18 protein-coding genes are annotated in these 24,607 nt (G+C 71.2%); 7 read left to right on the forward strand and 11 right to left on the reverse strand.

Annotation, left to right across the window (positions count from 1 at the left end):
• Positions 1–19 precede the first annotated feature (19 nt).
• Positions 20–916 (forward strand): NAD(P)/FAD-dependent oxidoreductase, encoded by an 897-nt coding sequence (locus tag LPA41_RS30760; protein WP_229074534.1) that lies wholly within the window; start codon positions 20–22, stop codon positions 914–916.
• Positions 917–954: 38 nt separating this feature from the next.
• Here the strand turns inward: LPA41_RS30760 and LPA41_RS30765 are convergent, their stop codons facing one another.
• Entirely contained in the window at positions 955–2,022 is a 1,068-nt protein-coding gene (locus LPA41_RS30765) for a DUF2855 family protein (RefSeq protein WP_229074535.1), read from the reverse strand.
• A 140-nt stretch (positions 2,023–2,162) separates the two neighbouring features.
• Between LPA41_RS30765 and glgX the strand changes: the two genes are divergently transcribed.
• Both glgX and LPA41_RS30775 read left to right on the forward strand, forming a co-directional pair.
• A complete protein-coding gene (gene glgX / locus LPA41_RS30770) occupies positions 2,163–4,271 on the forward strand; it encodes a glycogen debranching protein GlgX (protein WP_229074536.1) in 2,109 nt (702 codons plus the stop codon).
• A 159-nt stretch (positions 4,272–4,430) separates the two neighbouring features.
• Positions 4,431–4,991: a dihydrofolate reductase family protein gene (locus LPA41_RS30775; RefSeq protein ID WP_229074537.1), complete on the forward strand. Its 561-nt coding sequence runs from the start codon at positions 4,431–4,433 to the stop codon at positions 4,989–4,991.
• A gap of 25 nt (positions 4,992–5,016) precedes the next feature.
• Here the strand turns inward: LPA41_RS30775 and LPA41_RS30780 are convergent, their stop codons facing one another.
• On the reverse strand, positions 5,017–5,343 hold the full coding sequence (locus tag LPA41_RS30780; RefSeq protein ID WP_229074538.1) for a hypothetical protein: 327 nt from the start codon (positions 5,341–5,343) through the stop codon (positions 5,017–5,019).
• 165 nt (positions 5,344–5,508) lie between these two features.
• Here LPA41_RS30780 and LPA41_RS30785 point away from each other — a divergent pair, with 165 nt between their 5' ends.
• Together LPA41_RS30785 and LPA41_RS30790 are read left to right on the forward strand one after the other, a co-directional pair.
• On the forward strand, positions 5,509–6,567 hold the full coding sequence (locus LPA41_RS30785; protein ID WP_229074539.1) for a spore photoproduct lyase family protein: 1,059 nt from the start codon (positions 5,509–5,511) through the stop codon (positions 6,565–6,567).
• Positions 6,568–6,624: 57 nt separating this feature from the next.
• Positions 6,625–7,455 (forward strand): hypothetical protein, encoded by an 831-nt coding sequence (locus LPA41_RS30790; protein ID WP_229074540.1) that lies wholly within the window; start codon positions 6,625–6,627, stop codon positions 7,453–7,455.
• Between the two features lie 64 nt (positions 7,456–7,519).
• Here LPA41_RS30790 and LPA41_RS30795 read toward each other — a convergent pair whose 3' ends face one another.
• From LPA41_RS30795 to LPA41_RS42785, 6 genes are all read right to left on the reverse strand, one after another.
• A complete protein-coding gene (locus LPA41_RS30795) occupies positions 7,520–9,133 on the reverse strand; it encodes a methyl-accepting chemotaxis protein (protein ID WP_229074541.1) in 1,614 nt (537 codons plus the stop codon).
• Positions 9,134–9,314: 181 nt separating this feature from the next.
• Entirely contained in the window at positions 9,315–10,418 is a 1,104-nt protein-coding gene (locus LPA41_RS30800) for an alpha/beta fold hydrolase (protein WP_229074542.1), read from the reverse strand.
• Positions 10,419–10,584: 166 nt separating this feature from the next.
• Positions 10,585–11,853, reverse strand: a complete 1,269-nt coding sequence (locus LPA41_RS30805; RefSeq protein ID WP_229074543.1) for an erythromycin esterase family protein — start codon at positions 11,851–11,853, stop codon at positions 10,585–10,587.
• A 41-nt stretch (positions 11,854–11,894) separates the two neighbouring features.
• Entirely contained in the window at positions 11,895–13,727 is a 1,833-nt protein-coding gene (locus LPA41_RS30810) for a SpoIIE family protein phosphatase (RefSeq protein ID WP_229074544.1), read from the reverse strand.
• A 157-nt stretch (positions 13,728–13,884) separates the two neighbouring features.
• Positions 13,885–14,199, reverse strand: coding sequence for a type II toxin-antitoxin system PemK/MazF family toxin (locus LPA41_RS30815; RefSeq protein WP_229074545.1), 315 nt, complete (start codon positions 14,197–14,199; stop codon positions 13,885–13,887).
• A 127-nt stretch (positions 14,200–14,326) separates the two neighbouring features.
• Positions 14,327–15,715, reverse strand: a complete 1,389-nt coding sequence (locus tag LPA41_RS42785) for a GGDEF domain-containing protein (protein WP_229074546.1) — start codon at positions 15,713–15,715, stop codon at positions 14,327–14,329.
• A 135-nt stretch (positions 15,716–15,850) separates the two neighbouring features.
• Between LPA41_RS42785 and gndA the strand changes: the two genes are divergently transcribed.
• Positions 15,851–17,290 (forward strand): NADP-dependent phosphogluconate dehydrogenase, encoded by a 1,440-nt coding sequence (gene gndA, locus LPA41_RS30825; RefSeq protein WP_229074547.1) that lies wholly within the window; start codon positions 15,851–15,853, stop codon positions 17,288–17,290.
• Positions 17,291–17,308: 18 nt separating this feature from the next.
• On the opposite strand, the gene LPA41_RS30830 is transcribed toward gndA, so the two are convergent.
• From LPA41_RS30830 to pgm, 3 genes are all read right to left on the reverse strand, one after another.
• The gene (locus LPA41_RS30830; protein ID WP_229074548.1) at positions 17,309–18,652 is read right to left on the reverse strand and encodes an MFS transporter; all 1,344 of its coding nucleotides are present in this window, start codon (positions 18,650–18,652) and stop codon (positions 17,309–17,311) included.
• A 45-nt stretch (positions 18,653–18,697) separates the two neighbouring features.
• On the reverse strand, positions 18,698–20,983 hold the full coding sequence (locus tag LPA41_RS30835) for an EAL domain-containing protein (protein ID WP_229074549.1): 2,286 nt from the start codon (positions 20,981–20,983) through the stop codon (positions 18,698–18,700).
• 78 nt (positions 20,984–21,061) lie between these two features.
• Positions 21,062–22,711, reverse strand: a complete 1,650-nt coding sequence (gene pgm, locus LPA41_RS30840) for a phosphoglucomutase (alpha-D-glucose-1,6-bisphosphate-dependent) (protein ID WP_229074550.1) — start codon at positions 22,709–22,711, stop codon at positions 21,062–21,064.
• Positions 22,712–22,821: 110 nt separating this feature from the next.
• Between pgm and LPA41_RS30845 the strand changes: the two genes are divergently transcribed.
• Entirely contained in the window at positions 22,822–24,573 is a 1,752-nt protein-coding gene (locus tag LPA41_RS30845) for a copper resistance protein CopC (RefSeq protein ID WP_229074551.1), read from the forward strand.
• Positions 24,574–24,607: the final 34 nt, after the last annotated feature.

The raw sequence follows: 24,607 nt of genomic DNA on the forward strand, positions 1-24,607 counted from the left end.
GCCCGGATAAGGTCCGATCATGGACGTTGTGGTGGTGGGCGCCGGAGTGGCCGGGCTGTCGTGTGCGCGGGCACTTGCCGGCGGCGGGGCGCGGGTCCGGGTCCTGGAACGCGGCCGGGTGGCCGGTGGGCGGCTGGCCAGCAAACGGTACGGCGGGCGGTACGCCGACATCGGTGCCGCCTACTTCGTCGCCGACGACCCCGCCTTCGCCGCACAGGCCGAGTCGTGGCGCTCGCGCGGACTGGCCCGGCCGTGGACCGACACCCTGCGGGTCTACCCCGGCGGCGACCCGTCGACGGGACCGGTCCGGTGGGCGGCACCCGGCGGCCTGCGCTCGCTCGCCACCGACCTCGCCGACGGCCTCGACGTCCGGCTGTCCACCCGGGTCGACGCGATACCCGGTGACACGGACGCCGTCGTACTCGCCATGCCCGGCCCGCAGGCCCTGCGCCTCGACCCGCCCGGCGCGGTCGCCGAGGTCGCGCGGGCACAGACCTGGCAGCCGGTGATCGCGGCAGTCCTGACCTACCCGGCCCGGGAATGGGACACCCTGCCCGGCGCGTTCGTCAACGACCACCCCCTGCTCGCCACGGTGTGCGACGACGGTGACCGCCGCGGCGACGGCGCCCCCGTACTCGTCGCGCACTCGACAGCCGCGCTGGCCGCCCAGCACCTCGAGGACCCCGCCGCCGCGGGACCCGTCCTGGCGGGCGCGGTCGGCGAGCTGCTGGGCCTGGCGGCGCGGCCCGAGGTGCAGGTGCACCGGTGGACATACGCCCAGCCGTCGCCTCCGGCCGGATCCGCGCCCTACGCCGTCGACGGCCGGGTGTGGCTGTGCGGCGACGCTTTCGGCCGTCCCCGGGTGCAGACGGCCTGGCTCTCCGGCCGGGCCGTCGCCCAGTCCCTGCTCAGCTGAGACCCCCACGCCACCCGGCCCCGCCGCCGTGGACCCGATCAGAACTGGATGATCTGGCCCTCCTGCGGGGGCGTACGCCCGTGGTAGACGTCAAGCCACGCCTGCCGCAGGTCCTCCGGGCCGTTGCCGGCCCGCACCGTGAGCCACTCCCCCACCACGGCGGCGAAGCGCTGCCAGGCGACGGCGAAGCGCTGGTCCAGGCCGTCGCGGCCCCAGTCCCGGCTGCGTTTGCGCATCTGCACCGGTGCGAAGAACACCTCGCCCGCCGCGTCGGCGTTGGGGACCTGGTTGGTGAGTCCGACGGCGATGTCGCGGACGAGGAGGTCGCCGAGCCGTTGCCGCAGGGCGGCGCGGGTGGCCGGCGCGCCGGAGAGGTCGAGGTACGCGGTGGGCACGGCGTCCAGGTTGTCGATGTCGTCGTAGGAGAGCACGTCGTCGTAGCAGCCCAGGGACCGGGTGAAGGACACGTTGCCGGGTGAGGTGAGGCCGACCACGCGGGGACCCCGGCCGTGGAGTTCGAAGGCGGCGGCGTACGCCGTCTTGCTGGAGGCCGACGACAGGACGAGCTGCCGCGCACCGTAGAAGTCGTTGTCGGCGACCTGGTCGGCGAGCATGAACGAGGTGAAGAACAGCGGCCGGTAGAGGATCAGCAGGTCCTCCTGGTCGGCGCGGTAGGCGGCGTCGGACCCGGTCGAGCGGTAGGCGTTGTACGGTGACGGCAGCTCGGCCCGGTGCGCACTGCCGTCCCGGAAACCGGCGGCGTCGACGCGTTCCGGCCGCACCACCAGGTGGCCGGCGGGCGGCAGGTACCCGTACACCCGCAGTCCCGGTTCGATGCCCGGCACCTGTGACTCGATGACGTCGGCGAAGCCCCACAGCGGCGGCAGGCCCCACTCGGGCCCGAGGCCGCGCGGGCCGCCGGGGAAGAACTGCCAGTACCGCATCGACTCGCCGAGCACCGCGTAGGTGACGTTGTTGGCGGTCAGCCCGACGCGATCGACCCGGAGCAACACCTCACCGGCGCCTGGTTCCGGTGTCGCGCCGTCAACGAGCGCGGTCCGGCCGAGGTCCTCGCGGGCAACGGCAAACGTCCATGTATCCGACATGGAAGGACGCTAAACGCCCAGCGTGGAGCACACAAGTGCACTGGGAGTGCAAAATCCCACGCCGGGGCCCCCGACACGCAGGACATCCGTCACATCGAACGGTGTTTTCCAGAACACATTTATTGGGCAGTCTGTGGCCCATGAAAATCTGGCCTGGCAACCCGTATCCGCTGGGTGCGACATATGACGGCGGTGGCACCAACTTCGCCATCTTCTCCGAGGCGGCCACCCGCGTGGAGCTGTGCCTTTTCGACGAGGAGGGCCGGGAGACCCGGGTCGACCTGCCGGAACGTGAGGCGCTGGTCTGGCACGGCTTCCTGCCGCGCGTGGTGCCGGGGCAGCGGTACGGCTATCGCGTCCACGGACCTCACGACCCGTCCCGCGGACTGCGGTGCAACCCGAGCAAGCTGTTGCTGGACCCGTACGCCAAGGCGATCGACGGCGACTTCCGGTGGGATCAGGCGCTGTTCTCGTATGACTTCGGTGACCCGATGTCGTACAACGACGCCGACTCGGCGCCCTTCACCGCGAAGTCCGTGGTGGTGAACCCGTTCTTCGACTGGGGCAACGACCGCCCGCTGAAGATCCCGATGTACGAGACGGTGATCTACGAGGCGCACGTCAAGGGCATGACGATCCAGCACCCGGAGATCCCGGACGACGTCCGTGGCACGTACTCCGGGCTGGCCCACCCCCGGATGATCGAGTATTTCAAGCGGCTCGGGATCACGGCCGTCGAGCTGATGCCGGTGCACCAGTTCGTGCACGACAGCGGGCTGGTGGAACGCGGGCTCACCAACTACTGGGGCTACAACACGATCGGCTTCTTCGCGCCGCACAACGGGTACTCGTCGTTCGGCGGGCGCGGCGGGCAGGTCCAGGAGTTCAAGTCGATGGTGAAGGCCCTGCACGCGGCCGGCATCGAGGTCATCCTGGACGTGGTCTACAACCACACGGCCGAGGGCAACCACCTGGGCCCGACGCTGTCGTTCCGGGGCATCGACAACCCGGCCTACTACCGGCTGGTCGACCAGGACAAGTCCTACTACTACGACACCACGGGTACGGGTAACAGCCTCAACGTCCGGCACCACGAGTCCCTGCGCCTGATCATGGACTCGCTGCGCTACTGGGTGACCGAGATGCACGTGGACGGCTTCCGCTTCGACCTGGCCGCCGCGCTGGCCCGCGAGTTCCACGAGGTGGACCGGCTGGCCGCCTTCTTCGACCTGGTCAACCAGGACCCGGTGGTCTCGCAGGTGAAGCTGATCGCCGAGCCGTGGGACGTCGGCGACGGCGGTTACCAGGTCGGTGGCTTCCCGCCGAACTGGACCGAGTGGAACGGCAAGTACCGCGACTCGGTGCGCGACTTCTGGCGCGGCGACCAGTGGAGCCTGGGCGAGTTCGCGTCCCGCTTCACCGGCAGCTCCGACCTCTACCAGGACGACGGCCGCCGCCCGATCGCGTCGATCAACTTCGTGACGGCGCACGACGGCTTCACCCTCAGCGACCTGGTCTCCTACAACGACAAGCACAACGAGGCCAACGGCGAAGGCAACCGGGACGGCGAGAGCCACAACCGGTCCTGGAACTGCGGGGTCGAGGGGCCGACCGAGGACGCCGACATCGTCATGCTACGGGAGCGGCAGAAGCGCAACTTCCTGGCGACGCTGCTGCTCAGCCAGGGCGTGCCGATGATCGCGCACGGCGACGAGCTGGGACGCACCCAGCGCGGCAACAACAACGTCTACTGCCAGGACAACGACATCTCCTGGGTGGACTGGGACGACGCCCGCAACTTCGACGTGCTCACCGGCTTCGTGACCCGGCTGCTCCAGCTGCGCGCCGAGCATCCGATCTTCCGGCGCCGGCGGTTCTTCACCGGCGAACCGGCGGGCGACTCGAAGCTGCCGGACATCGCCTGGTTGCGCCGCGACGGCGAGGTGATGACCGAGTCCGACTGGAGCACCCGCAGCGGCATGACCATGACGGTGTTCCTCAACGGGCGCGGTATCCCGGAGCGGGACGCGCTCGGCGAGGAGATCAAGGACGACTCGTTCCTGGTGCTGTTCAACCCGCTGGGCGAGGACGTGGCGTTCACCCTGCCGGGCCGCGACTACGGCCGGACCTGGGAGGTCGTCGCGAACACCGCCGACCCGCTGCTGGCCGGCCGGCGGCGGACGGCGAAGGCGGGCAGCCAGGTCAACGTGATGCGGCACAGCCTGACGATCCTGCGCTGCAGGTACTGAGCCACAGGCGCACATCCGGCCACCGCGCGGGCTTCGGTTCGTGCGGTGGCCGGCTGCTTTTCCGGCCCGCACCGGTTGCGCGCCCCCATCGACCTCTCTAGGCTGGACCGGTTGCAACATGCAACTGGATTTAGGATGCCAGGATGCGGAGGGCCGGAGATGGCCAAGCTGATCGCCATGAACATCGTGTCGCTCGACGGATTCGTGAACGACGAGGGCGGCAAGTTCGACTGGGGCGAACCCACCGAGGAGGTGCACCGCTTCTGCAACGACCTGGACCGGGGCATCGGAACCCACCTGTACGGCCGCCGGATGTACGACGTGATGTCCTTCTGGGAGACCGCCCACCAGGAGCCCGGCCTCCCCGGCCACATCCTCGACTACAGCGAGATCTGGCGAGCCGCCGACAAGATCGTGTATTCGTCGACGCTGACGGAGCCGCGCAGTGCCCGTACCCGTATCGAGCGCACCTTCGACCCGGAGGCGGTCCGCGCGCTCAAGGAGTCGGCCGGCCGGGATCTCGCGATCGGCGGGCCCACCCTGGCCGGCGAGGCGTACCGCGCGGGCCTGATCGACGAGGTCTGCCTGATCATCTGCCCGGTGATCGTCGGCGGCGGCACGCGAGCCCTCCCCGACGGCGTTCGCCGCGACCTCACCCTGCTCGACCAGCGCACTTTCGCGAAGGGTACGGTTTTCGCCCGCTACCGGGTGAACAGCTGAGCGTGGCCGGGGCGCCCGAGCTTCTTCAGGAGCGGCCCGATGACTGCTGCGCCGCGGCCAGGGCCTGCTCGCGCGTCTCGCCGAAGTGCAGGGGCAGGAAATGGCCCTTGCCGTCCCGGCCGCACCGCACCAGGATGCCCGCCACCAGGCCGCCGCGCGGCGGGTCCCACGTCACCAGCGGGGAGAACCTGGCTTCCGCACCCGAGGCCGCCACCGAGTCGGCGATCTTCTCCGCCGCGACGGCCTCGGGCGACGTCTGGTCCGACATCCAGCCGAACACCCGGCCGACGCGCACGTCGTCGCCGTCCTGGGCGGCGCACCACAGCGGGTACGCCTGCGCGATGACACTCACCCCGTCATTCTGCGCCAGATCGGCGGGCCGGACCGGCAGTTCGGCGGGCCGGACCGGCAGCGAGGCAGGCCGCACCGGCAGGGCGGCAGGCCTGCGTGGGCTCGCTCACCGATTTCCTGCCCGTCCTTCCCGGCGTCACGGGCCGGAACAGCGGACAATTGACCGGTGAGCGACCTCCTGGACATCCGGCGCATCTATCTCGAACCGGCGGCGGCCGACCTGCCGCGCGGGCGGGAGGTGCTGGACCGTTTCCCGGACGCCACGATCGTGGAGGTGGAGAGCCACCAGCGGATCCCCGAGGTCTACGGCGACGAGACGAACGTCCGGCGCTGGGTGCGGATCAAGCGGGAAGCACTCGTCCTGGGGGTTAAGAAGACGCTCGCGGCGCGGCCGAACGGGCGGTCCGCGGATTTCATCGCGCCCTCCACGGCGAACGGCTGCGCGATGGCCTGCGCCTACTGTTACGTTCCCCGGCACAAGGGTTACAGCAATCCGATCACGGTGTTCGCCAACATCGAGAAGATCCTGGGATACACGAAACGGCACGCCGGGCGGCAGGGCGAGAAACCGGAGCCGAACGAGTGCGATCCGGTGAGCTGGGTCTACGACATCGGCGAGAACTCCGATTGTTCCCTCGACGCGCGGATCAGCGACAACGTACGGGATTTCGTCACGCTGTTCCGTGATCTGCCGACCGCGAAGGCCAGTTTCGCCACCAAGCACGTCAATCGCGATCTGCTCGACTGGGATCCGCGGGGCCGCACCCGGATCCGTTTCTCGCTGATGCCGCCGGCCGACGCGAAACTGCTGGACATCCGGACCAGCCCGATCCCGGACCGGATCGCGGCGATCGACGACTTCGTCGAGGCAGGGTACGAGGTGCACGTCAACTTCAGCCCGGTCGTGGTCCGCGACGGCTGGCTCGCCGACTGGCGTGACCTGCTCGACCACCTGGACGCCGGGATCGGGCCGGCCGCGAAGAAGCAGCTCGCCTGCGAAATCATCTTCCTGACGCACAACCGCGGCCTGCACGAGGTGAACCTGGGCTGGCACCCGAAGGCGGAGGAACTGTTGTGGCGGCCCGACCTGCAACAGGTCAAGCGGTCTCAGAACGGCGACCTCAACGTCCGTTACCGCACCGGCGACAAGGGCGCCTACGTCCGCCAGCTGACCGACCTGATCGCCGAGCGGACGCCGTACCTGCGCGTGCGCTACGCGTTCTGAGCACCTCGCCGGGCCCTGGAGAGGCATCCGATTCCTGCGGCCTTTTAAGGTGCTCGAATGCCGGATCCCGCCATTCATATGCATCGCGCCCGGCCCCAGGCCTGGCACCGGCTCGTCCGCTGGGTCGCGGTGGTCCTCGTGGCACTCACGGTCGCTGCCGGGATGGGCTCGGCCGGCGCCTGGCTGGGCTGGCGGGGCGCCGATCCGCTGCCGAGCGATCAGCGCGCCCGTGAGATCGTCGCCGAGGTTCTGCCGGGCACCGCGGTGGGCCCCAGCGAGCGGTGGGACGCGATATTCGGCGACCCGGCGCCGGACTGGATGACCCGCCTGATCAGCGATGACGAGTACGACGGCGGGTCGGTGCTGGTGCCGGTTCCGGTCGGCGACCTCGCCGTGGTCCGTGGGACGCTGGAGCGGGCCGGGTGGCGGGTCCCACCGGCCGTCAGGAGCGAGCGGCTCTCCGACGCCGACACCGTGGAGTCGGTGACCGCGCGCCGCGCCGGTGTGGAGCTGGCGGTCTTCCGCAGCAGTGGCGACGGCGGTGCGGGCGTTGTCTTCCAGCGTCCCGAGCCGGCACTGGTCCGGCCGACGGCCCTGGCCGGCGGGCTCGTCGGGCTCCTGCTCGGCGGGTGGGCGGCGTCGAGGTTCACGGCCCGGCATGTCGGGCGCCGGCCGTGGAACGCGCCGGCCTGGGGTGGGGGCGCGTTGCTGGCGTTGCCGTCGATCGCGGCCGGGTCGGAGCTGGTCTCTCCCACCGGGGCGGTCCCGCCGGACGTGCCGGGGGCGCCTTGGGAGGGCTACGTGATCTTCAAGTTGCTGACCGTTCTCGGTCTGATCGGCTGGGGATACGCCGTGGTGTTGCGGCTCCGTGCGAGGGCGGCCGGGTAGCCGCCTCCCCGCACGGCCGGTCGTCCGGGAGCGGCCGCGGCGACCACGACCGCGATCCGGCCCGTCAGACGCGGAAGCGGGAGACCAGGGTGTTCAGGTCGGTCGACATCCGGGCCAGTTCGGCGATCGCCTGTTGCGTCTCGGCGACGCCCTGGCTGGTGCTCTGCGCGGCCTCGGCCACGCCGACGATGCTGCGCGAGATGTCGTTCGTGCCGGTGGCGGCCTCGGAGACGCTGCGGTTCATCTCGGCGGTGGTCGCGGTCTGCTCCTCGACAGCGGAGGCGATGGTGGTCTGGAAGTCGCTGATCCGGGCGATCACGTCGGAGATGCGCCCGATCGCGTCGACCGCGCCCTCGGTGTCGGCCTGGATGGCTTCGACCCGCCGGGAGATGTCCTCGGTGGCCCGGGCCGTCTCCTGAGCCAGGTCCTTGACCTCGGAGGCGACCACCGCGAAGCCTTTGCCGGCGTCACCGGCGCGGGCCGCCTCGATGGTGGCGTTGAGGGCCAGCAGGTTGGTCTGCTCGGCGATCGCGGTGATCGTCTTGATGACGTTGCCGATCTCCGCCGAGGATTCGCCGAGTTTGTTCATGGTGCTCGACGTGACCGCGGCGAGGCCGACCGCCTCGGCGGCGACCTGGGCGGCCTCGCTGGCGTTGTGGGAGATCTCGCGGATGGACGCGCCCATCTCCTCGCCACCGGCGGAGACGGTGTCGACGCTGCGGGAGATCTCCTCGGCGGCGCTGGAGACGGCCGCGGACTGGTCGGACGCCTGCTCCGCGGACCGGGCGATCTGCGCGGCGGTGCTGGTCATCTCCTCGCTGGCGCCGGCCAGCGAGGCGGCGGAGCCTTCGATCGTATGGACCGCGTCGCGCAGCGAGACGGTCGCCGCGTCCAGCGAACGGCCCATCCGGCCGGTCTCGTCGTTGCTGTGCAGGCCGGTGCGCTGGGTGAGGTCACCGGCTTCGAGGGCCTCGCAGACCCGTTGCACGGCGGAGAGCGATCGGACGATCCGGGACGCGACGTAGTACCCCATGCCCAGCGCCAGCGTCAGGCCCACTACCAGGGTGGCGATCTGCACGATGCGGCTGGACTCGAAACTGGACCGTGCCGCTGCGGCGTTCTTGGAGGCGTCGGCGGTCTCGGTGGCGTCCAGTTCGTCGATGTCGGCGTAGATCTTGGTGAGCACCGGGATGGTCTCGGTGTCCCGCACCTTCGCCCACGTGGTCAGCTGGTTGGCGGCGCCGGCCGGCAGCAGTTTCTCCCGCACCAGGGTGACGTAGGTGTCCCAGTGAGTAGCCAGGCGATCGATGGTTTCCGGGTTACCGGACGGCATGCTGTTGCGGTAGCTGGTCATCGCCGCTTCGAAGGCGTCCACATCCTTGTTCACCGCATTGGTGAACTTGGTGGTCGACGCCTCGTCCGGCGAGAGCGCCTGGTTGGCGACGTCCGACCGGGTCTGCATAGCTATGGCCTTGACCTGACCGACCGCCCGGATGCTCGCCACGTTGCTCGTGTAGATGAGGTTGGCCTTGTCGCTGCTCTCGCTCAGCGCGAACAGCCCGCCGATGCCGACCAGGACCGCCACCACGGCGGCCATCAGGACGGCGCCCATGATCTTGACCTTCACGCTGATGTCGTCCGGGGACCACCGGGGCGTGCGGGTTGCTTCCGAGCTCACGACGTCACCGTAAGACGCCGCCCGGGCCGGTAGGGGCACATCGGCGGACATGCGGCGGGCCGTTTCGACACCACCTGTCACAGCATTGTCATCGGACCTCACCCTGCGCAGATGGATTGCCGGACAACGTGCGGGAGCCCGGCGGGATCGCCGCCGGGCTCCACGGGAAACAGGGTGCCGATCAGGCGAACCGGCCGGCGATCCAATCCGCCACATACTCGGCGGAGTCGATGACCGCCTGGTCGTGGTTGGCGCCGGCGATGCCGAGGAAGTCCACCGCGACGCCGTAGGCCTGGATCTGCGGAACCAGGTAATCCGCGGAGAGGAAGTACGGCACGGCCTCGTCCGCGGTGCCGTGCACGATCAGTACCGGTGCGCTCGGGGCGGTCTGCGCCGGGTTCTGCAGAGCCGCCATCCTGGCGACCACCGCGGGTGGCACGGTGCCCCCGGTGACCAGCTGCTTGTCGGTGAAGGTGCGGTAGGTGTTCAGGATCTCGTAGAGGCAGCCGGTCTGCAGCACCCCGGTCTTGGCCTCCGCGGGAGCGGCAAGCACCGAGTACGGGTTGAAGCCCGTATCCACCGCGGCGAGCCCGTACAGGGCCATCACCAGGTATCCCTGGCCTTCGGTGCCCGCGATGTACGGGGTGATCTGCTCGGTGTTGGAGACCGGCGCGATGCTCGCCGTTCCTTTGAGGACAAGATTCCCGTCATAGGACGGTGCCAGCTGGCTGGCGAACAGCGCGCCCTGACCACCCTGGGAATGGCCGTCGACGACATAGCCGGTGCCGAGGGACGCGTCCAGATTGCGCGCCGCCCGGACACTGTCGATCAAGGAGCGGCCGGCGCTGGCACCGATCAGGTACGGGTGCGCCTGCACCGTACCCAAACCGGGGTAATCCGGCGCCGTAACCGTCCATCCGCGACTGAGCAGTTCGGCGACCGCGATTCGCGCCTCCTCCCAGAACACCCCCTGATTGGACGACGGCGCGCACTGGTCGGCGAGCCCGGTCGTTCCATGCCCCCAGGCAACTATCTTGTTGTTCTTTCCGCTTTTCGGAGTGAGGACCAGCCCGGTCGCCGTGATGACGCCGCCGGTCACTCCGGTGGTGACGTATTGGATGCGGCGACCCGTGGCCAGCGGTGCGAGTTCGGCCGGTAGCGCGGTGGCCGCATTCGTCAGCACCAGGCCGGGCAATGTTGCCGCGGTGGCTGGGGAGGCCGCCGTGGTGACCGTGCCGCAGACGGTGAGCAGCACCACCAGCAGCACGCGTGACACTGTTCTCATGTGCACCCCGTTCCCAGGAGTTCCGAGTTGTGGTCGGTGAGGGCACAGCGTAAAACCGATCAGTGCCGGCGGGATCCGTATTCAGGGACACATATGCGTGGCCACCTATCCGATGTGGACTCATCGGTTGCGGCAAAGCGAAGATCCATTTAAGCGGGATTTGATTTCAGACCCCGGACGGGAATGTCTCCGGCTCCCTGGTGTCGACCCGCAGGGTGTGCAACGGCCGCAGCGCATGGGTCTCGTCGAACCACAGGAACGCGTCGTAGCGATCACCGAGAACCGTCGGCACGTAGTTCGCCCACCGCTCCTTGCGCGGCTGGTAGACCACCCCGATCGCCCGGTGCGCCAGCTCGGTGGTGAGCAGGTCCGGGCGGTCCTGCCCGGCCGGGAAGACGAAGAGGCCGCAGGGCGGCGCGGACTCGTGCAGCACGTCCTCCAGCGAACCGGGCCGCGCCTCCGGCACCCCCATCACCTCCGCCTGCCCACCCCAGGCGGGCCCGGCGACGACACTTCCCCGGTACGTCCCGAACCCCACCAGCACGACCTCGTCGTCCCCGAAACGCTCCCGGGCCAGCTGTCCCAGGGTGACCTCGCCGTACATCGACTGGTCGGTCGCCCGGGCGTCGCCCACGTGGGTGTTGTGCGCCCAGACGACGGCCTTGGCGGTGGGCCCGTACCGGGTGAGCAGGCGGTCCAGCGTCTGGTCCATGTGCCGGTCGCGGATGTTCCAGGCGTCCGGCCCACCTCGCACCATGCTCCGGTAGTAGCCCTCCGCCCCGGCCACCACCTCGGCGTTCTGCCACACCCCGAAGTCGCGGTCGCGGACCTCGGTGAGCATCCGGACCACTTTCTGTTCGCAGCTCGCCGGCACGAACTGGGTGGCCCAGCCGTAGGCGTTCGGGTCCTCGGCGAACGGCTCGAAGCACCGGTAGGCGTCCAGCGCCGCCGGCACCAGGTCGGGGTCGTGCTCGCGCAGCCAGACCAGGATCTCGCGCATCGACTCCCACAGCGAGTAGACGTCGAGCCCGTGGAAGCCGGCCCGGTCGTCCGGCGGCCGGCGCGCGTTGTGGTCGCGCAGCCAGCGGACGAAGTCGACGGTCTCCTCGTTCGCCCACATCCAGGTCGGCCACCGGTCGTAGCGGACCAGGGCGGCCCGCGGGTCGGCCGGGGCGCCCGGCGCGCACCGCACCGCGGCGTCCACCCGGGCGCAGTCCGGCCAGTCCCCCTCGACCGCGACGAACGAGAAACCGCGCTCCTCGATCAGCCGCCGGGTCAGCGCAGCGCGCCAGGCGTAGAACTCGTGCGTGCCGTGGGTGGCCTCGCCGATCTGGACGACCCGCGCACCGGCCGCCCGGTCCAGCAGGATCTCCAGGTCGCCCGGGTCGCGCAACGGCCGGGCCATCGACGCCACTTCGTCCCCGTACCGGATCATGCCGATCCGGTACCCGGCCCAGCCCGCCCCATACGTCCGATTTATCCGGCAGCGCAGGGCGCGGCGGAGACCGGGCAGGGCAGGGGCCGGGCCGCCAGGATGCACGTGTCGTCGTCCGGGTTGGCGCGGTGCAGCCGGCCCAGCAACTCGCCGAGCGGCCGCCGCGGCGCCGCCCGGACCACGTCGTCGATCGTGGCGATCACCGCGTCCAGGCCCGCGTCGAGACTGCGGCTGCGGTGCTCGACCAGGCCGTCGGTGTAGAGCAGCAGCACGTCGTCGGGGAGGAAGTCGGTGACCGCGTCGGAGTAGGTGGCGCCGTCCACCACGCCGAGCATCGGACCCGGCGGGCGGGCCAGCGGGCGGGTCCGGCCGGCTCGGGTGAGCAGCGGCGGCGGATGACCGGCCTGCGCCCACACCAGCTCCCGCCGGGCCGGGTCGAACCGGGCGATCACCGCCGTGGCGGCCAGCTCCGGGTTCTGCGACTCGAGTTCGCAGGTGAGCTGGTTGAGATGGCCCAGCAGGGCGCCGGGATCACCGGTGATCACCGACAGGGCCCGCAGGGCGTTGCGCAGCTGGGCCATCGTGGTGGCCGCGCAGGTGCCGTGCCCGGCCACGTCGCCGACGGCGAGCAGCACCGAGCCGTCGCGCAACGCCGCCGCGTGGTACCAGTCGCCGCCGACCGTGGTCTCCTCGGTCGCCGGCAGGTAACGCACGGCCGCGCGCAGGCCGGGCAGCTCGATCGGCTGGTCCGGGATCGGCAGGATGATCCGCTGCAGGCGTGCGGCGAGATCGTGCTCGGCGGCGAGGGTCCGGCTCTGCCGGTCGAGCTGGAGCTCCACCTCGGCGAGCCGCTCCGCCCCGGCCTGCTGGTCGGTGACGTCCTGCACGACGCCGTGGATGCGCAGCGGCCGGCCTTCGGCGTCGCGCACCGCGTCGGCGACCGTGCGCACGTGCTTGACCCGGTTGCCGACCCGGATCCGGGTGATCAGGTCGACCCGTTCCGAGCGGCGGAACGCGTCGAGCGCGGCGTCCCGCAGCGGCCGGTCGTCGGCGACCGCGATGCGGTCGGCCTCCTCCTGGCTGAGCGGGCCCAGGGCCGGGTCCCGCTCGTAGATCCGATAGATCTGCGGCGACCAGTAGATCTCGCCGCTGACCAGGTCCCATTCACCCCAGCCGAGTTTGCCGAGCTGCTCCATGCCGTCCAGCCGGTCGCGTTCCCGGCCCGGGTCGGCGCGGCGCTCCCAGCTGAGCAGCAGACCGGGCCCGAGCAGCCGGGCACGGACCGTGAACTCACCCTCGCCGATCCGCAGCGGGCCCAGGTCGGCGGGTTCACCGGTGTCCAGCACCCGCTGATAGGTCTGCCAGCGCTCGCCGCCGATCACCTCGGGACTGTGCCTGCTCACCGGGAGTCCGAGCAGTTGCGTGCCACGCCGGCCGTCCGGAGTGATCGCCTCCGGGCTGGCCGCGACCCAGACCAGGTCGATGAGGCGGCCGGCCTCGTCACGGTCGGCCGTGAAGTACCCGGACATGCCGGGCAGCGCGTCCAGCACGCCCTGAACGGTGGCCGGCCACGGCGTGACCCGGCGGCTCACCGTCTCGGCGCGGCTCAGCACCGTGACCACCTCGGCCAGGTCGGTGTGCTCCTGCGTGGTGTCCAGCAGCCGGATCACCCGGCCGGCCACTTCGGACACGTCGCAGCGTTGCTCGGCGGCCATCCGCAGCATCTGCCGGTGCGCGTCGGCAAGCCGGCACCGGGCCCGCCCGGCGAGCAGGCCGACGGCACGGTCGACCCCGATCTGCGCCGTGCCCGCGGACTCGTCACCAGTTCCGGGACGCAGCGCACCCGGCGCCCGCGCATACGCCTGACCACCCACAGCGACCTCCCGCCCGCTCTGGGTTCCTGCTTACGCCAGGCCGCGCCCGCCTCGCATCCCCCGATCATCCGGGCAGGCCTCCTGCCTGCGACATCACCGCGCTGAGGTCACCCGGTCGGGCGTCGGGCATTCGGGCGCGTCGAACGCCGGACGTCGCTCAGAGCTCGAAAAGGGACCGCATCGCCTCGGTCAGGCGGGCCATGCTGGCGCCGGTCACCATGCCGATCCGCTCGGCGCCGGTGGAGGCGGGCAGCCGGCGCATCCGATTGATCACCACGACACCGGTTATCGGGTCCTGTTCGGTCAGCGCCACCGCGTACGGCGGGAGCTCGGTCACGCCCCGCTGCCGCACGATCGGGGCACAGAAGGGCGCCGCGTTGTTCCGCTCGTTGTAGGTGTCGCCGGAGAGCACCAGCACCCGGTATCGCAGGTCGGACCGGTCGCCGATGGTCCAGATCTCGCCGCGACGCATCTCAGCACCCTCCGGAGGGCAGGAAGGTCCGGCGCGGCATGGCTGGAAGCGTACCGCCGCCCCGATCGCACCGGCCGCCACCCCGCCGGGGGCCGGGAAAACAACACGGCCGGCCGGCGGAACCGCATCACGCGGCGCGACCGGCCGCCTTCTCCCGGTACATCGCCTGGTCGGCGCGGCGGATCAGTTCGTCGGCGTCGAGGGTGCCGTCGGAGCGGATCGCGCCGACGCTGGCACCGACCCGGACCTGCTCCCCCGCGATCAGGATCGGCGCGGCGACCGCCGCGCGCACGTGCCCGGTCAGCCGGTCCACGGCGTCGGGGTGGGCGGAGAGCAGCACGAACTCGTCGCCGCCGTACCGCGCCACGGTCTCGTCCGGCAGCAGCCCGCCGCGCAGCCGGGCCGCCACCTCGGTCAGCAGCCGGTCACCGGCCAGGTGACCGAGCCGGTCGTTGACCGCCTTGAAGCCGTCGAGGTCGCAGAAGAGCAGCACCACCCCGGTCCGGCCGGCGGCGCGTTCCCGGGCCAGGGCGGCGTCGAGGCGGCTCCACACCTCGGCCCGGTTCGGCAGGCCGGTGAGCAGGTCGTGGGTGGCCTGATGACGCATCCGCCGTTCGGCGATCTCGCGCTGCTCGGCGATCCGCGCCACCCGGATCGCGATCAGCACGACGATCAGCAGGTTGCCGACGGTGAGCAGCGCGGTGTCGCCGCGGATGCCGAGCAGGTCCCGGACCGCCGACACCAGCGGGACGACCGCGGCGGCGCCGGTCAGGAACAGCACCCGGACCCGGAACGGACGCTCGGGCGGAACCGGACCGGGCTCACCCAGCCGGGTCGCGCCCGGCAGCAGCATCGCCGATCCCACCAGGATGTAGGCGATCATGAACAGCATCTGCCCGCCCGCCGAGGAACCGGTGATCGAGCCGGTGTCCAACGCCGCCACGGCGACACCTGCCACATCGAACACGATCGACACGGTGAGCACCACCAGGGCCGCCGGCGGACGGTGCGCCACCGTGACCAGCCGGACCGCTCCACCGAGCAGACCGGCGAGCAGCAGCACGTTGGCGAGCAGCGTGCTCTGCCGGCCGACCGCCACCTGCGCGGCGCTCAGGCCGGGTTGCAGCAGCACGGTCCAGACCAGGGCCGCCACCACGATCGCCACCACGCACGCGTCGATCAGGCCGCCCACGTCGTTGCGGCCACGGCGCAGCACCATGCTCCCGGCTGCGGCCAGCAGGTGCACGTTACTGACCACCACGAGCAGGTCACCGTGTCCGTTGTGCCAGGTCACCACGTTGCTCAGGACCAGCCAGCACAAACCCAGGGCGAACAGGGTGTACGGGCGCCGATCGACAGCCGCCACACGCGGCAGCACCGCGATCACCGGCACCGCGGCGACCACCGAGACGAACAGCATGAGCAGGGGACGTCCGGACGGGGCAGCCACCGGCATGGCAGCCGTCAGTGCGCCCGCCACCGACAGGTAGACGGGCACGCCCAGAAAACGTGTCACGAGAGTAGCCATCGGTCGTGACAGCGCGGATCTGAGTGGCTCAACACGTGGACGTGATCGAACCCCCGGGCCGCGGATCCCGTAAGAATGACCGCGGGGCCCGTAACACCGCGGGTGACGAGGAAGGACGCAAGGATGTCGCAGAAGGCGCAGATCGGAGTCACCGGCCTGGCGGTGATGGGCCGCAACCTGGCCCGCAACTTCGCCCGGCACGGTCACACCGTGGCAGTCCACAACCGGTCCTACGGCCGCACCAAGGAACTGGTCGAGGAGTTCGGTGACGAGGGCACGTTCCTGCCGGCCGAGACCGCCGAGCAGTTCGTCGCGAGCCTGGAGCGCCCCCGCCGCGTCGTGATCATGGTGAAGGCCGGCCCCGCCACCGACGCCGTGATCGACGAGTTCGCCCCGCTCCTGGAGGAGGGGGACATGCTCATCGACGCGGGCAACGCGCACTATGCGGACACCCGCCGCCGGGAAGCGGCCCTCAAGGAGCGCGGCCTGCACTTCGTCGGCACCGGCGTGTCCGGCGGCGAGGAGGGCGCCCTGCACGGCCCGAGCATCATGCCGGGCGGCTCGGTCGAGTCGTACCAGGCGCTCGGTCCGCTGCTGGAGGACATCTCGGCGAAGGTCGACGGCGAGCCGTGCTGCGTGCACGTCGGCCCGGACGGCGCCGGCCACTTCGTCAAGATGGTGCACAACGGCATCGAGTACGCCGACATGCAGCTCATCGCCGAGGCGTACGACCTGTTGCGTCAGGTCGGCGGGCTCTCGCCGCAGGAGATCGCCGGGGTGTTCGGCGACTGGAACGAAGGCCGGCTGGGCTCGTACCTCATCGAGATCACCGCCGAGGTGCTGAAGCAGACCGACGCGGCGACCGGTAAGCCGTTCGTCGACATCGTGCTGGACCAGGCGGAGCAGAAGGGCACCGGCCGCTGGACCGTGCAGGCCGCCCTCGACCTGGGTGTCCCGGTCTCCGGCATCGCCGAGTCGGTCTTCGCGCGGGCGCTCTCCGGCGGCAAGAACGTGCGCCAGGCGGCGGCTGACGCGGCCCTGCCGGGTCCGGCGGCGAACGCCGGCGCGCACACCGGCGACCTCAAGGCGGACGTCGAGCAGGCGCTCTTCGCCTCCAAGATCGTGGCGTACGCCCAGGGCTTCCAGCAGATCCAGGCGGCCTCCGCGGAGTACGGCTGGGACATCGACCCCGGCGCGATGGCGAAGATCTGGCGGGCCGGCTGCATCATCCGCGCCAAGTTCCTGGACTTCATCAAGCAGGCGTACGACAAGAAGCCGGACCTGGCCACGCTGCTCGTCGACGAGTACTTCCTGGACGCGGTCGCCGGGGCGCAGGACGCCTGGCGCCGGGTCGTGGTGACCGCCGCGCAGCAGGGCATCCCGGCACCGGGCTTCGCCTCCGCCCTCGCCTACTACGACGGGCTGCGCGCCGAGCGCCTGCCGGCCGCGCTGATCCAGGGCCAGCGGGACTTCTTCGGCGCGCACACCTACCACCGGGTGGACAAGGACGGTTCGTTCCACACCCTGTGGGCCACCGACGACCGCCGCGAGGTCGACGCCTGACACGGGTGTCACCCCGGCTCACGCCACCGCGGGCTCGCTCTCCGCGGTGGCGCGGGCCGTCCGCTCGTCGAGCCGGCGGTACGGCCGGCTCGCCAGCGCCAGCGTCGTCGCGATCACGCCGATGATGCCGGTCAGCACGAAGACCAGGGCCATCCCCCGGTCGGCGCCGGTGCCGAACCACGGCCCGAGTTCGCGCGCGCCCCACCCGTCGACCATGAACGGGATGAAGAAGAACTGGGTGACCGGCGCGATCAGGAACGCGGTAAGCGGCGAGGCGGCCTGTTCCGCGCTCTGCGCCAGGCCGAAGACCCGGCCCTGCCGCTCGTAGGGCACCACCTTCTGCAGGATGGTCTGCTCGGCCGCCTCCGCGTACGGCACCAGGATCATGTAGAGGTACATGCCGGCGGCGAACCACCAGATCGAGGCGCGCAGCGGGAACACGATGATGATCGCCCAGAGCACCACGTTGATCAGCAGGAGCAGCCGGACCGGGCGGCGGCCCAGCCCGGTGCGCGACACGGCCAGCCCGCCGACGATGAAACCGGTGCTCAGCACGCCCCAGAGCAGACCCCAGGACTGCACCGAGACCAGCGACAGGCCGTACGCGTCGGCGAGTGCCATGAACACCCCGCCCAGGAAGTTGTTGAACGTGGTGAACAGGATCAGCGCGATCAGCCCGGGGACGCCCGCGATGATCCGCAGCGTGCCCCGCAGGTCGATGCCGGACTTGCCGCCGTCGCCGGTGTGCGCCACCCCCCGTTCCGGCACGGTCACGAAGAACAGGTGCACCAGCGCCAGACCCAGCGTCGTCATCGCCAGCAGCAGCACCGAGAACATCCCGTCGAACGCCACCAGCACGCCGCTGATCACCGAGGTGACCAGGAACGTGGCGCCGGTGACCGTGCCGACCAGGCCGTTCGCCCGGTCCCGGAACTCCTCCTCGATCAGCAGCGTGACCAGGGTGGGCAGGGCGATGGCCCGGATGTTGCCGGCGATCACGCCGAACATCAGCAGCAGGACCAGCGCCCACAGTGACACGCTCGCCGGGTCGCGGAAGTCGTCCGCCGGGGTGACCAGATAGACCGCCAGCGCGGCCGCGTAGAGCAGCAGCGACGCGGCCGCCGACCCCTGCATCGCCGTCTTCTTGCGCCGCCCGTCGACGATGCTGCCGAACCAGATGCCGGTCGCCGCGGTCAGCACCAGGAAGATGCCGGCGATCAGGCCGGTGGCGAAGACCGACCGGGTCTGCAGATAGACCCAAAAAGTGACAGCGAACCACACGGTGTAGTTCATGACCGACACAAGCAAGGTGTTGCCGAGGATGTGATAGAAGGTCTTCGTGTGGCCCTGTATGGCGGTCATGCGAGTCAAGGTACGACCTGAAGGGGGCTCGAGGTCTACCCCTTTTTACGCGGCGCGCACCGGATCCGCTGCCATCAGCGCACCGCAGTCGGCGGCGGACAGCGGCTTGGCCATGAAGAAGCCCTGGCCGTACCGGTAACCGAGCGCCCGCAGCCGATCCACCTGCGCCTGACTCTCGATGCCTTCCGCGACCGTCTTGAGCTGCAGGTGCTCGGCGAGCTGCGCGACCGCGCCGGCGACCGCGAGCCGGCCCCGGTCCTCGCCGTCGGCGATCCCGTCGACGAACGACTTGTCCAGCTTGAGCACGTCGACCGGGAACTCCCGCAGCAGGCTCAGTGACGACTGGCCGGTGCCGAAGTCGTCCAGGGCCAGGCTGACACCCATCTCGTGCAGCGCCTCCAGGGTCTCCCGGACCTGCCAGCCGTCCACCACCGAGGACTCGGTGACCTCCAGGATCAGGTTGTGCGGGGTCAGGCCGCTGTCACTGAGCACGGCCGCCACCTCGTCGACGAAACCGGCCTCGCGCAGCTGCCGGACCGCGACGTTGACGTTTATCGCCTCGATCGCACCGGTGCCGTGCTCGGCACGCCAGCGGGTCAGCTGCTCGCACGCCTCCCGCAGCACCCACGCGCCCAGCGGCACGATCAGCCCGGACCGCTCGGCCACCGGGATGAACTCGCCCGGCGAGACGAACCCGCGCTGCGGGTGGTTCCACCGCACCAGCGCCTCGGCGCCGGCGAGCCGGCCGGTGACCAGGTCGAAGACGGGCTGGTAGAGCAGGCGCAGCTCGCCGTGCAGGATGGCGTTGCGCAGCTCGCTCGCCACCCGGGCGTGGCTCACCATGTCCTGCCGCATCTGCGGCTCGAACCGGGCCCAGGACGCCTTGCCGGACTCCTTGGCCGCGTACATCGCGATGTCCGCGTTGCGCAGCACCTCGTCGGCGGTGTCCCCGGCGCAGGCGATCGCGATGCCGGCGCTGGCGTGCAGCAGCAGATGCTGGTCACCCAGGTGGAACGGTTCGCCGAGCGCGCGCAGCAGCCGATCCGCGGCGCTCTCGGCCGCGGCGGGCGCACCCACCGGCAGCAGCACGGCGAACTCGTCACCGCCCAGCCGGGCCACCGTCTCGCCCGCCGCGCACTGCTCGCGGAGCCGCCCCGCCACCTGGGAGAGCAGTTGGTCACCGGCGGTCGGGCCGACCGTGTCGTTGATCATTTTGAAGTCGTCGACGTCGATCAGCAGCGCGGTGGCCGGCAGCTCCGCCTCCAGCCGCTCGGCCAGCGACACCCCGAACCGGGTCCGGTTCGGCAGCCCGGTCAGCGAGTCGGTGAGCGCCAGCCGCTCCAGCTCCGCCTGCTGCCGCTGGATCCCGCGCAGCGCGACCGTGTTCTCGTGCAGGCTGAGCAGCTGGCGGGCGACCACGAAGCCGGTGATCAGTACGGCGCCGATGATGATGGTCCGCTGCCGGGTGGTCATGTCCTGGGCGCTCACCATGACGACCAGGCCGGCCGTGGCGACGACCGCCAGGAAGGGCAGCAGATTGAACAGCGACCGGTGCGTGGGTGCCGGCCGGGGCTCGCCGTTCAGCACCCGGCCCTGGATCCGGGCGGCCAGGCAGACGGCCGCGCCGACCAGCGGCATGGCGAGCACCGACAGTGCGAGGCGACTCCAGTCGTCGCCCGCGATCAGCAGGATGTTGCCGACGATCGCGGCCAGCGGCGCCACCGTCATCACCCGCAGCGCGACCGGGTCGACGAGGGTCTCCGGCCGGGCGGCGGCCTTACCGACCATCACGAGCAGCAGGACGCCGCCGACCCCGATGACCGCCGCGGCGGTGCGGGTGACGAGCGACGTTCCGGCCGGGGCGAGGTCGAGGACCACGTACCAGAAGATCAGCGCACTGGCCACGGCCACCGTCGCGGCGTCCAGCAGCGCCCGCAGCCAGCCGAGGGCCGTACGCCGCGGGCCGGGCAGGCCGAGCAGCGCCAACATGATCATCGCGACGCCGAACAGCATCGGCACCGCGGTCTGCAGGGACAGGCCGGTGTTGTTGTTGGCCCGGGCCAGCGAGACGCAGGAGGCGATCAGCAGCCACCCGGACGCGAACTGCAGGCGGCGCCAGAACGTGCGCACCGGCCGGGGCGGACCCGCCCGGCGGGCCACCTGCCGGCTCGCGACGACCGCGGCGGCCATGGCGAGCGGACCACCGGCGTAGCCGAGGAAGACGTCGGACTCGTGCCGGGCCAGCAGCCACACCAGCACGGCGGCGATGGCCGCGACAGCCACCACCACCGGAGCGAGCCCGCCGGCCCGCTGCCTCTCAGGTGCATCCACGGTGTCGTATTGCTCCTCGCCGACTGGTAGCCCTGCCCTGCGGCATACCAGTCGGCGGGAAAGCACCGAAACTGAGATCTAACCGTTGAGGGCCGCGGAAACGACGTTGCGGGCCTCTTCCTGGATGCGGGCCAGGTGCTCGGGGCCCTCGAACGACTCCGCGTAGATCTTGTAGACGTCCTCGGTGCCCGAGGGGCGGGCCGCGAACCAGCCGGACCCGGTCACCACTTTCAGGCCGCCGATCGCCGCGCCGTTGCCGGGCGCGCTGGTCAGCACCGAGGTGATGGGCTCACCGGCCAGTTCGGTCGCGGTCACCTGCTCCGGCGACAGCTTGCCCAGGACCGCCTTCTGCTCCCGGGTCGCCGGCGCGTCGATGCGGGCGTACGCCGGCTCGCCGAACCGCTCGGTCAGTGCCCGGTAGTGCTCACTCGGCGTCTTCTCCGTCGTCGCGATGATCTCGGAGGCCAGCAGGTCCAGCAGGATGCCGTCCTTGTCGGTGCTCCACACGCTGCCGTCGCGGCGCAGGAAGGACGCGCCCGCGCTCTCCTCGCCGCCGAAGCCGATCGACGCGTCCAGCAGGCCCGGCACGAACCACTTGAAGCCGACCGGCACCTCGTCGAGGCGGCGGCCCAGGTCGGCCGCGACGCGGTCGATCATCGACGACGAGACAAGCGTCTTGCCGATGCCGGCGGTGGCCGGCCAGTCGGTGCGCGCCCGGAACAGGTAGCCGATCGCCACCGCGAGGTAGTGGTTCGGGTTCATCAGGCCGCCGTCGGGCGTGACGATGCCGTGGCGGTCGGCGTCGGCGTCGTTGCCGGTGGCGATCTGGAACCGGTCCTTCTGCTCGATCAGGGACGCCATCGCGTACGGCGACGAGCAGTCCATCCGGATCTTGCCGTCCCAGTCCAGGGTCATGAACCCGAACCGCGGGTCGACCTGCGGGTTGACCACGGTCAGGTCCAGGCCGTGCCGGTCGGCGATCTCGCCCCAGTAGTGCACGCTGGCCCCGCCGAGCGGGTCGGCGCCGATCCGGACGCCGGCCCGCCGGATCGCCTCGATGTCGATCACGCTGGGCAGGTCGTCCACGTACGTGGCGAGGTAGTCGTACCCGGAGACGGTGGCCGACTCGCGGGCCCGCACCGCGCTGATCCGCCGCACGTCCTTGAGGCCGCCGGCGATCAGTTCGTTGGCCCGGTCCTGGATCCACTTGGTGGCGTCGGTGTCGGCCGGCCCGCCGTTCGGCGGGTTGTACTTGAACCCGCCGTCGTCCGGCGGGTTGTGCGACGGCGTGACCACGACGCCGTCGGCGAGCCCGTCGGACCGGCTCCGGGTCCGGTTGTAGGTCAGAATCGCGTGCGACAGCGCCGGCGTCGGCGTGTAGCCGTCGCGGCTGTCGATGAGCGTCGTCACGTCGTTGGCCGCGAACACCTCGAGCGCCGTGATCATGGCGGGTTCGCTGAGCGCGTGCGTGTCCCGGCCCAGGAAGAGCGGGCCGTCGGTGCCCTGTGCCCGGCGGTACTCCACGATGGCCTGGCTGGTCGCCGCGATGTGGTCCTCGTTGAACGCGGTGCGCAGGCTGGACCCCCGGTGCCCGGACGTGCCGAACGCGACCCGCTGCCCGGCCTCGGCCGGATCCGGGTGCTCGGTGTAGTAGCGCGAGATGACTTTCGGCACGTCGATCAGATCGGCCGGTCCGGCGGGCTTGCCGGCGCGGGCATGGGTGGACATCGCGGCCTCCTCAGGGAGCGTGGACCTGTGCGGAATCGTATCGAGCCGCCAGGTTGAACCTTTCCCCCGCACCATCCGAACTACCTCATGTGATCCGGCTCCTTCCGCGTGTGCTGTTGTTCCTGCTCGTGCTCGCCGGCGCGCTCGCCGTGATCCCCCGGCCGGCTCTCGCGCACGCCGCCACGGTCGGTTCGACGCCGGCGCCCGGCAGCGTCGTCGGCAGCTCACCCACCGAGGTCCTGGTCCGGTTCAGTGAACCCGTCAGCCCGGTCACCGGCCAGATCCAGGTGATCGCCCCGGACGGCGAGCGGATCAACGCGACACCCGTCGTCGAGGGGACCGTGCTGCGCATCCCGGTCCGCAAGGCGAACCGCCCCCTCGGCACCTACCTGATCAGCTTCCGGGTCATCTCCGCGGACAGCCACCCGGTCGGCGGCGCCGTCACGTTCTCGGTCGGCGCGCCGTCGGCGACACCCGAGGCCGCGACCACCACCGGCTCCCATCCGTCGGTCACCCTGGCGGTTCCCCTCCTGCGCCTGCTCGGGTACGGGGGAATCACGCTGATCGCCGGACCGGCGCTCTTCCTCGCGTTCCTGTGGCCCCGCAGGCGCTCCCGCACCGGCCCGCTGCGTCTGATCCGGATCGGCCTGGCGCTCACGGCGATCGCCACCGTGGGTGCGCTCGGCACCCAGGCGCAGCAGGGCAGCGGAAGCGCACTCTGGCAGGTCTCCTGGGCGGAGCTGAGCACCGTGCTGTCCAGCTCGTTCGGGCTGCTCCTGGTGGGCCGGCTTGTCGTTCTCGCCCTCCTCGCGGTGCTGCTGCCACCGCTGCTGCGGGGCCGCCCGCCCCGGTCATCCCCCGCGCCGGCACCGCAGCCGGCCCTGGTGGCGGCCGGTGCCGGGTCGCCCCCCGCGCCGCAGGCGGGCGCCGCGGTGCCCGCCGCCACGGTCACCCGGGAACCCTCCGCCGACCGGCGGGTGCGCGCCGGCGCCGTACTCGTGCTCGGTCTCGGTGGTCTGGCGACCTGGCCGCTGACCGGTCACGCGATCGCCGCGCCCATCCCCGCGGTGACCGTCGCGGTGGGCGTCGTGCACCTGGCGGCCATGGGGGTGTGGATCGGCGGTCTCGTCACGCTGCTCGGGTTCCTGCTGCACGGCACCGACCGCCGCGTGCTCGGCGTGCTGCTCCCTGCCTGGTCCCGCTGGGCCGTCGTCGCGGTCGTCTGGCTCACCGTCGCCGGTCTGGTCCAGTCGGTGGTCCAGCTGGGCGGTCTGCCCGCGCTCTGGCAGACCGGGTACGGCCGGCTGCTGCTCGCCAAGGTCGCCCTGCTCGCCGGTGTCCTGGCCCTGGCCGCGCTCGCCCGCCGGCTCGTCACCCGGGTGTCCACGGCCGGGGCGTCCCGGCTGCGTCGCACGGTCGGCGTCGAGGTGGTGGCGACCGTGGTGATCCTCGCGATGAGCGCCGTGCTCGTGCAGGTCGACCCCGGCCGCACCGCCGCCGCCCGCAGCGGGGCGATCACCGGCAAGGGACTGTCGGAGACGCTGAGCAGCCCGCTCTACACGCTGCAGTTCAACGTCTACCCGGTGGAGCTGGGCGAGTACAACACGGTGCACGCGTTCCTCTACACCCCCGCCGGCGCGGCGCTCTCCCCGGCGGAATGGCAGCTCAGCACGCGGCTCGTCAGCGAGAACCTGCAGGCCGTGCCGGAGCCGTTCGCCGGGCTGCCGGTCGGCAACCAGGCACTCGGCTCGGTCACCTTCCCGATCCCGGGCACCTACGAGCTCGCCTTCACGATCCGGGTCGACGATCTGAACCGCGCCACCGTGAAGACGACCGTGACGGTTCCCCCGCCCGGTTCCTGAGCCTCCTCCCGGGGTGTCGCGGAAGGTGACGGCG

The sequence above is a fragment of the Actinoplanes sp. DH11 genome (assembly GCF_020873875.1).
Classification (GTDB): domain Bacteria; phylum Actinomycetota; class Actinomycetes; order Mycobacteriales; family Micromonosporaceae; genus Actinoplanes.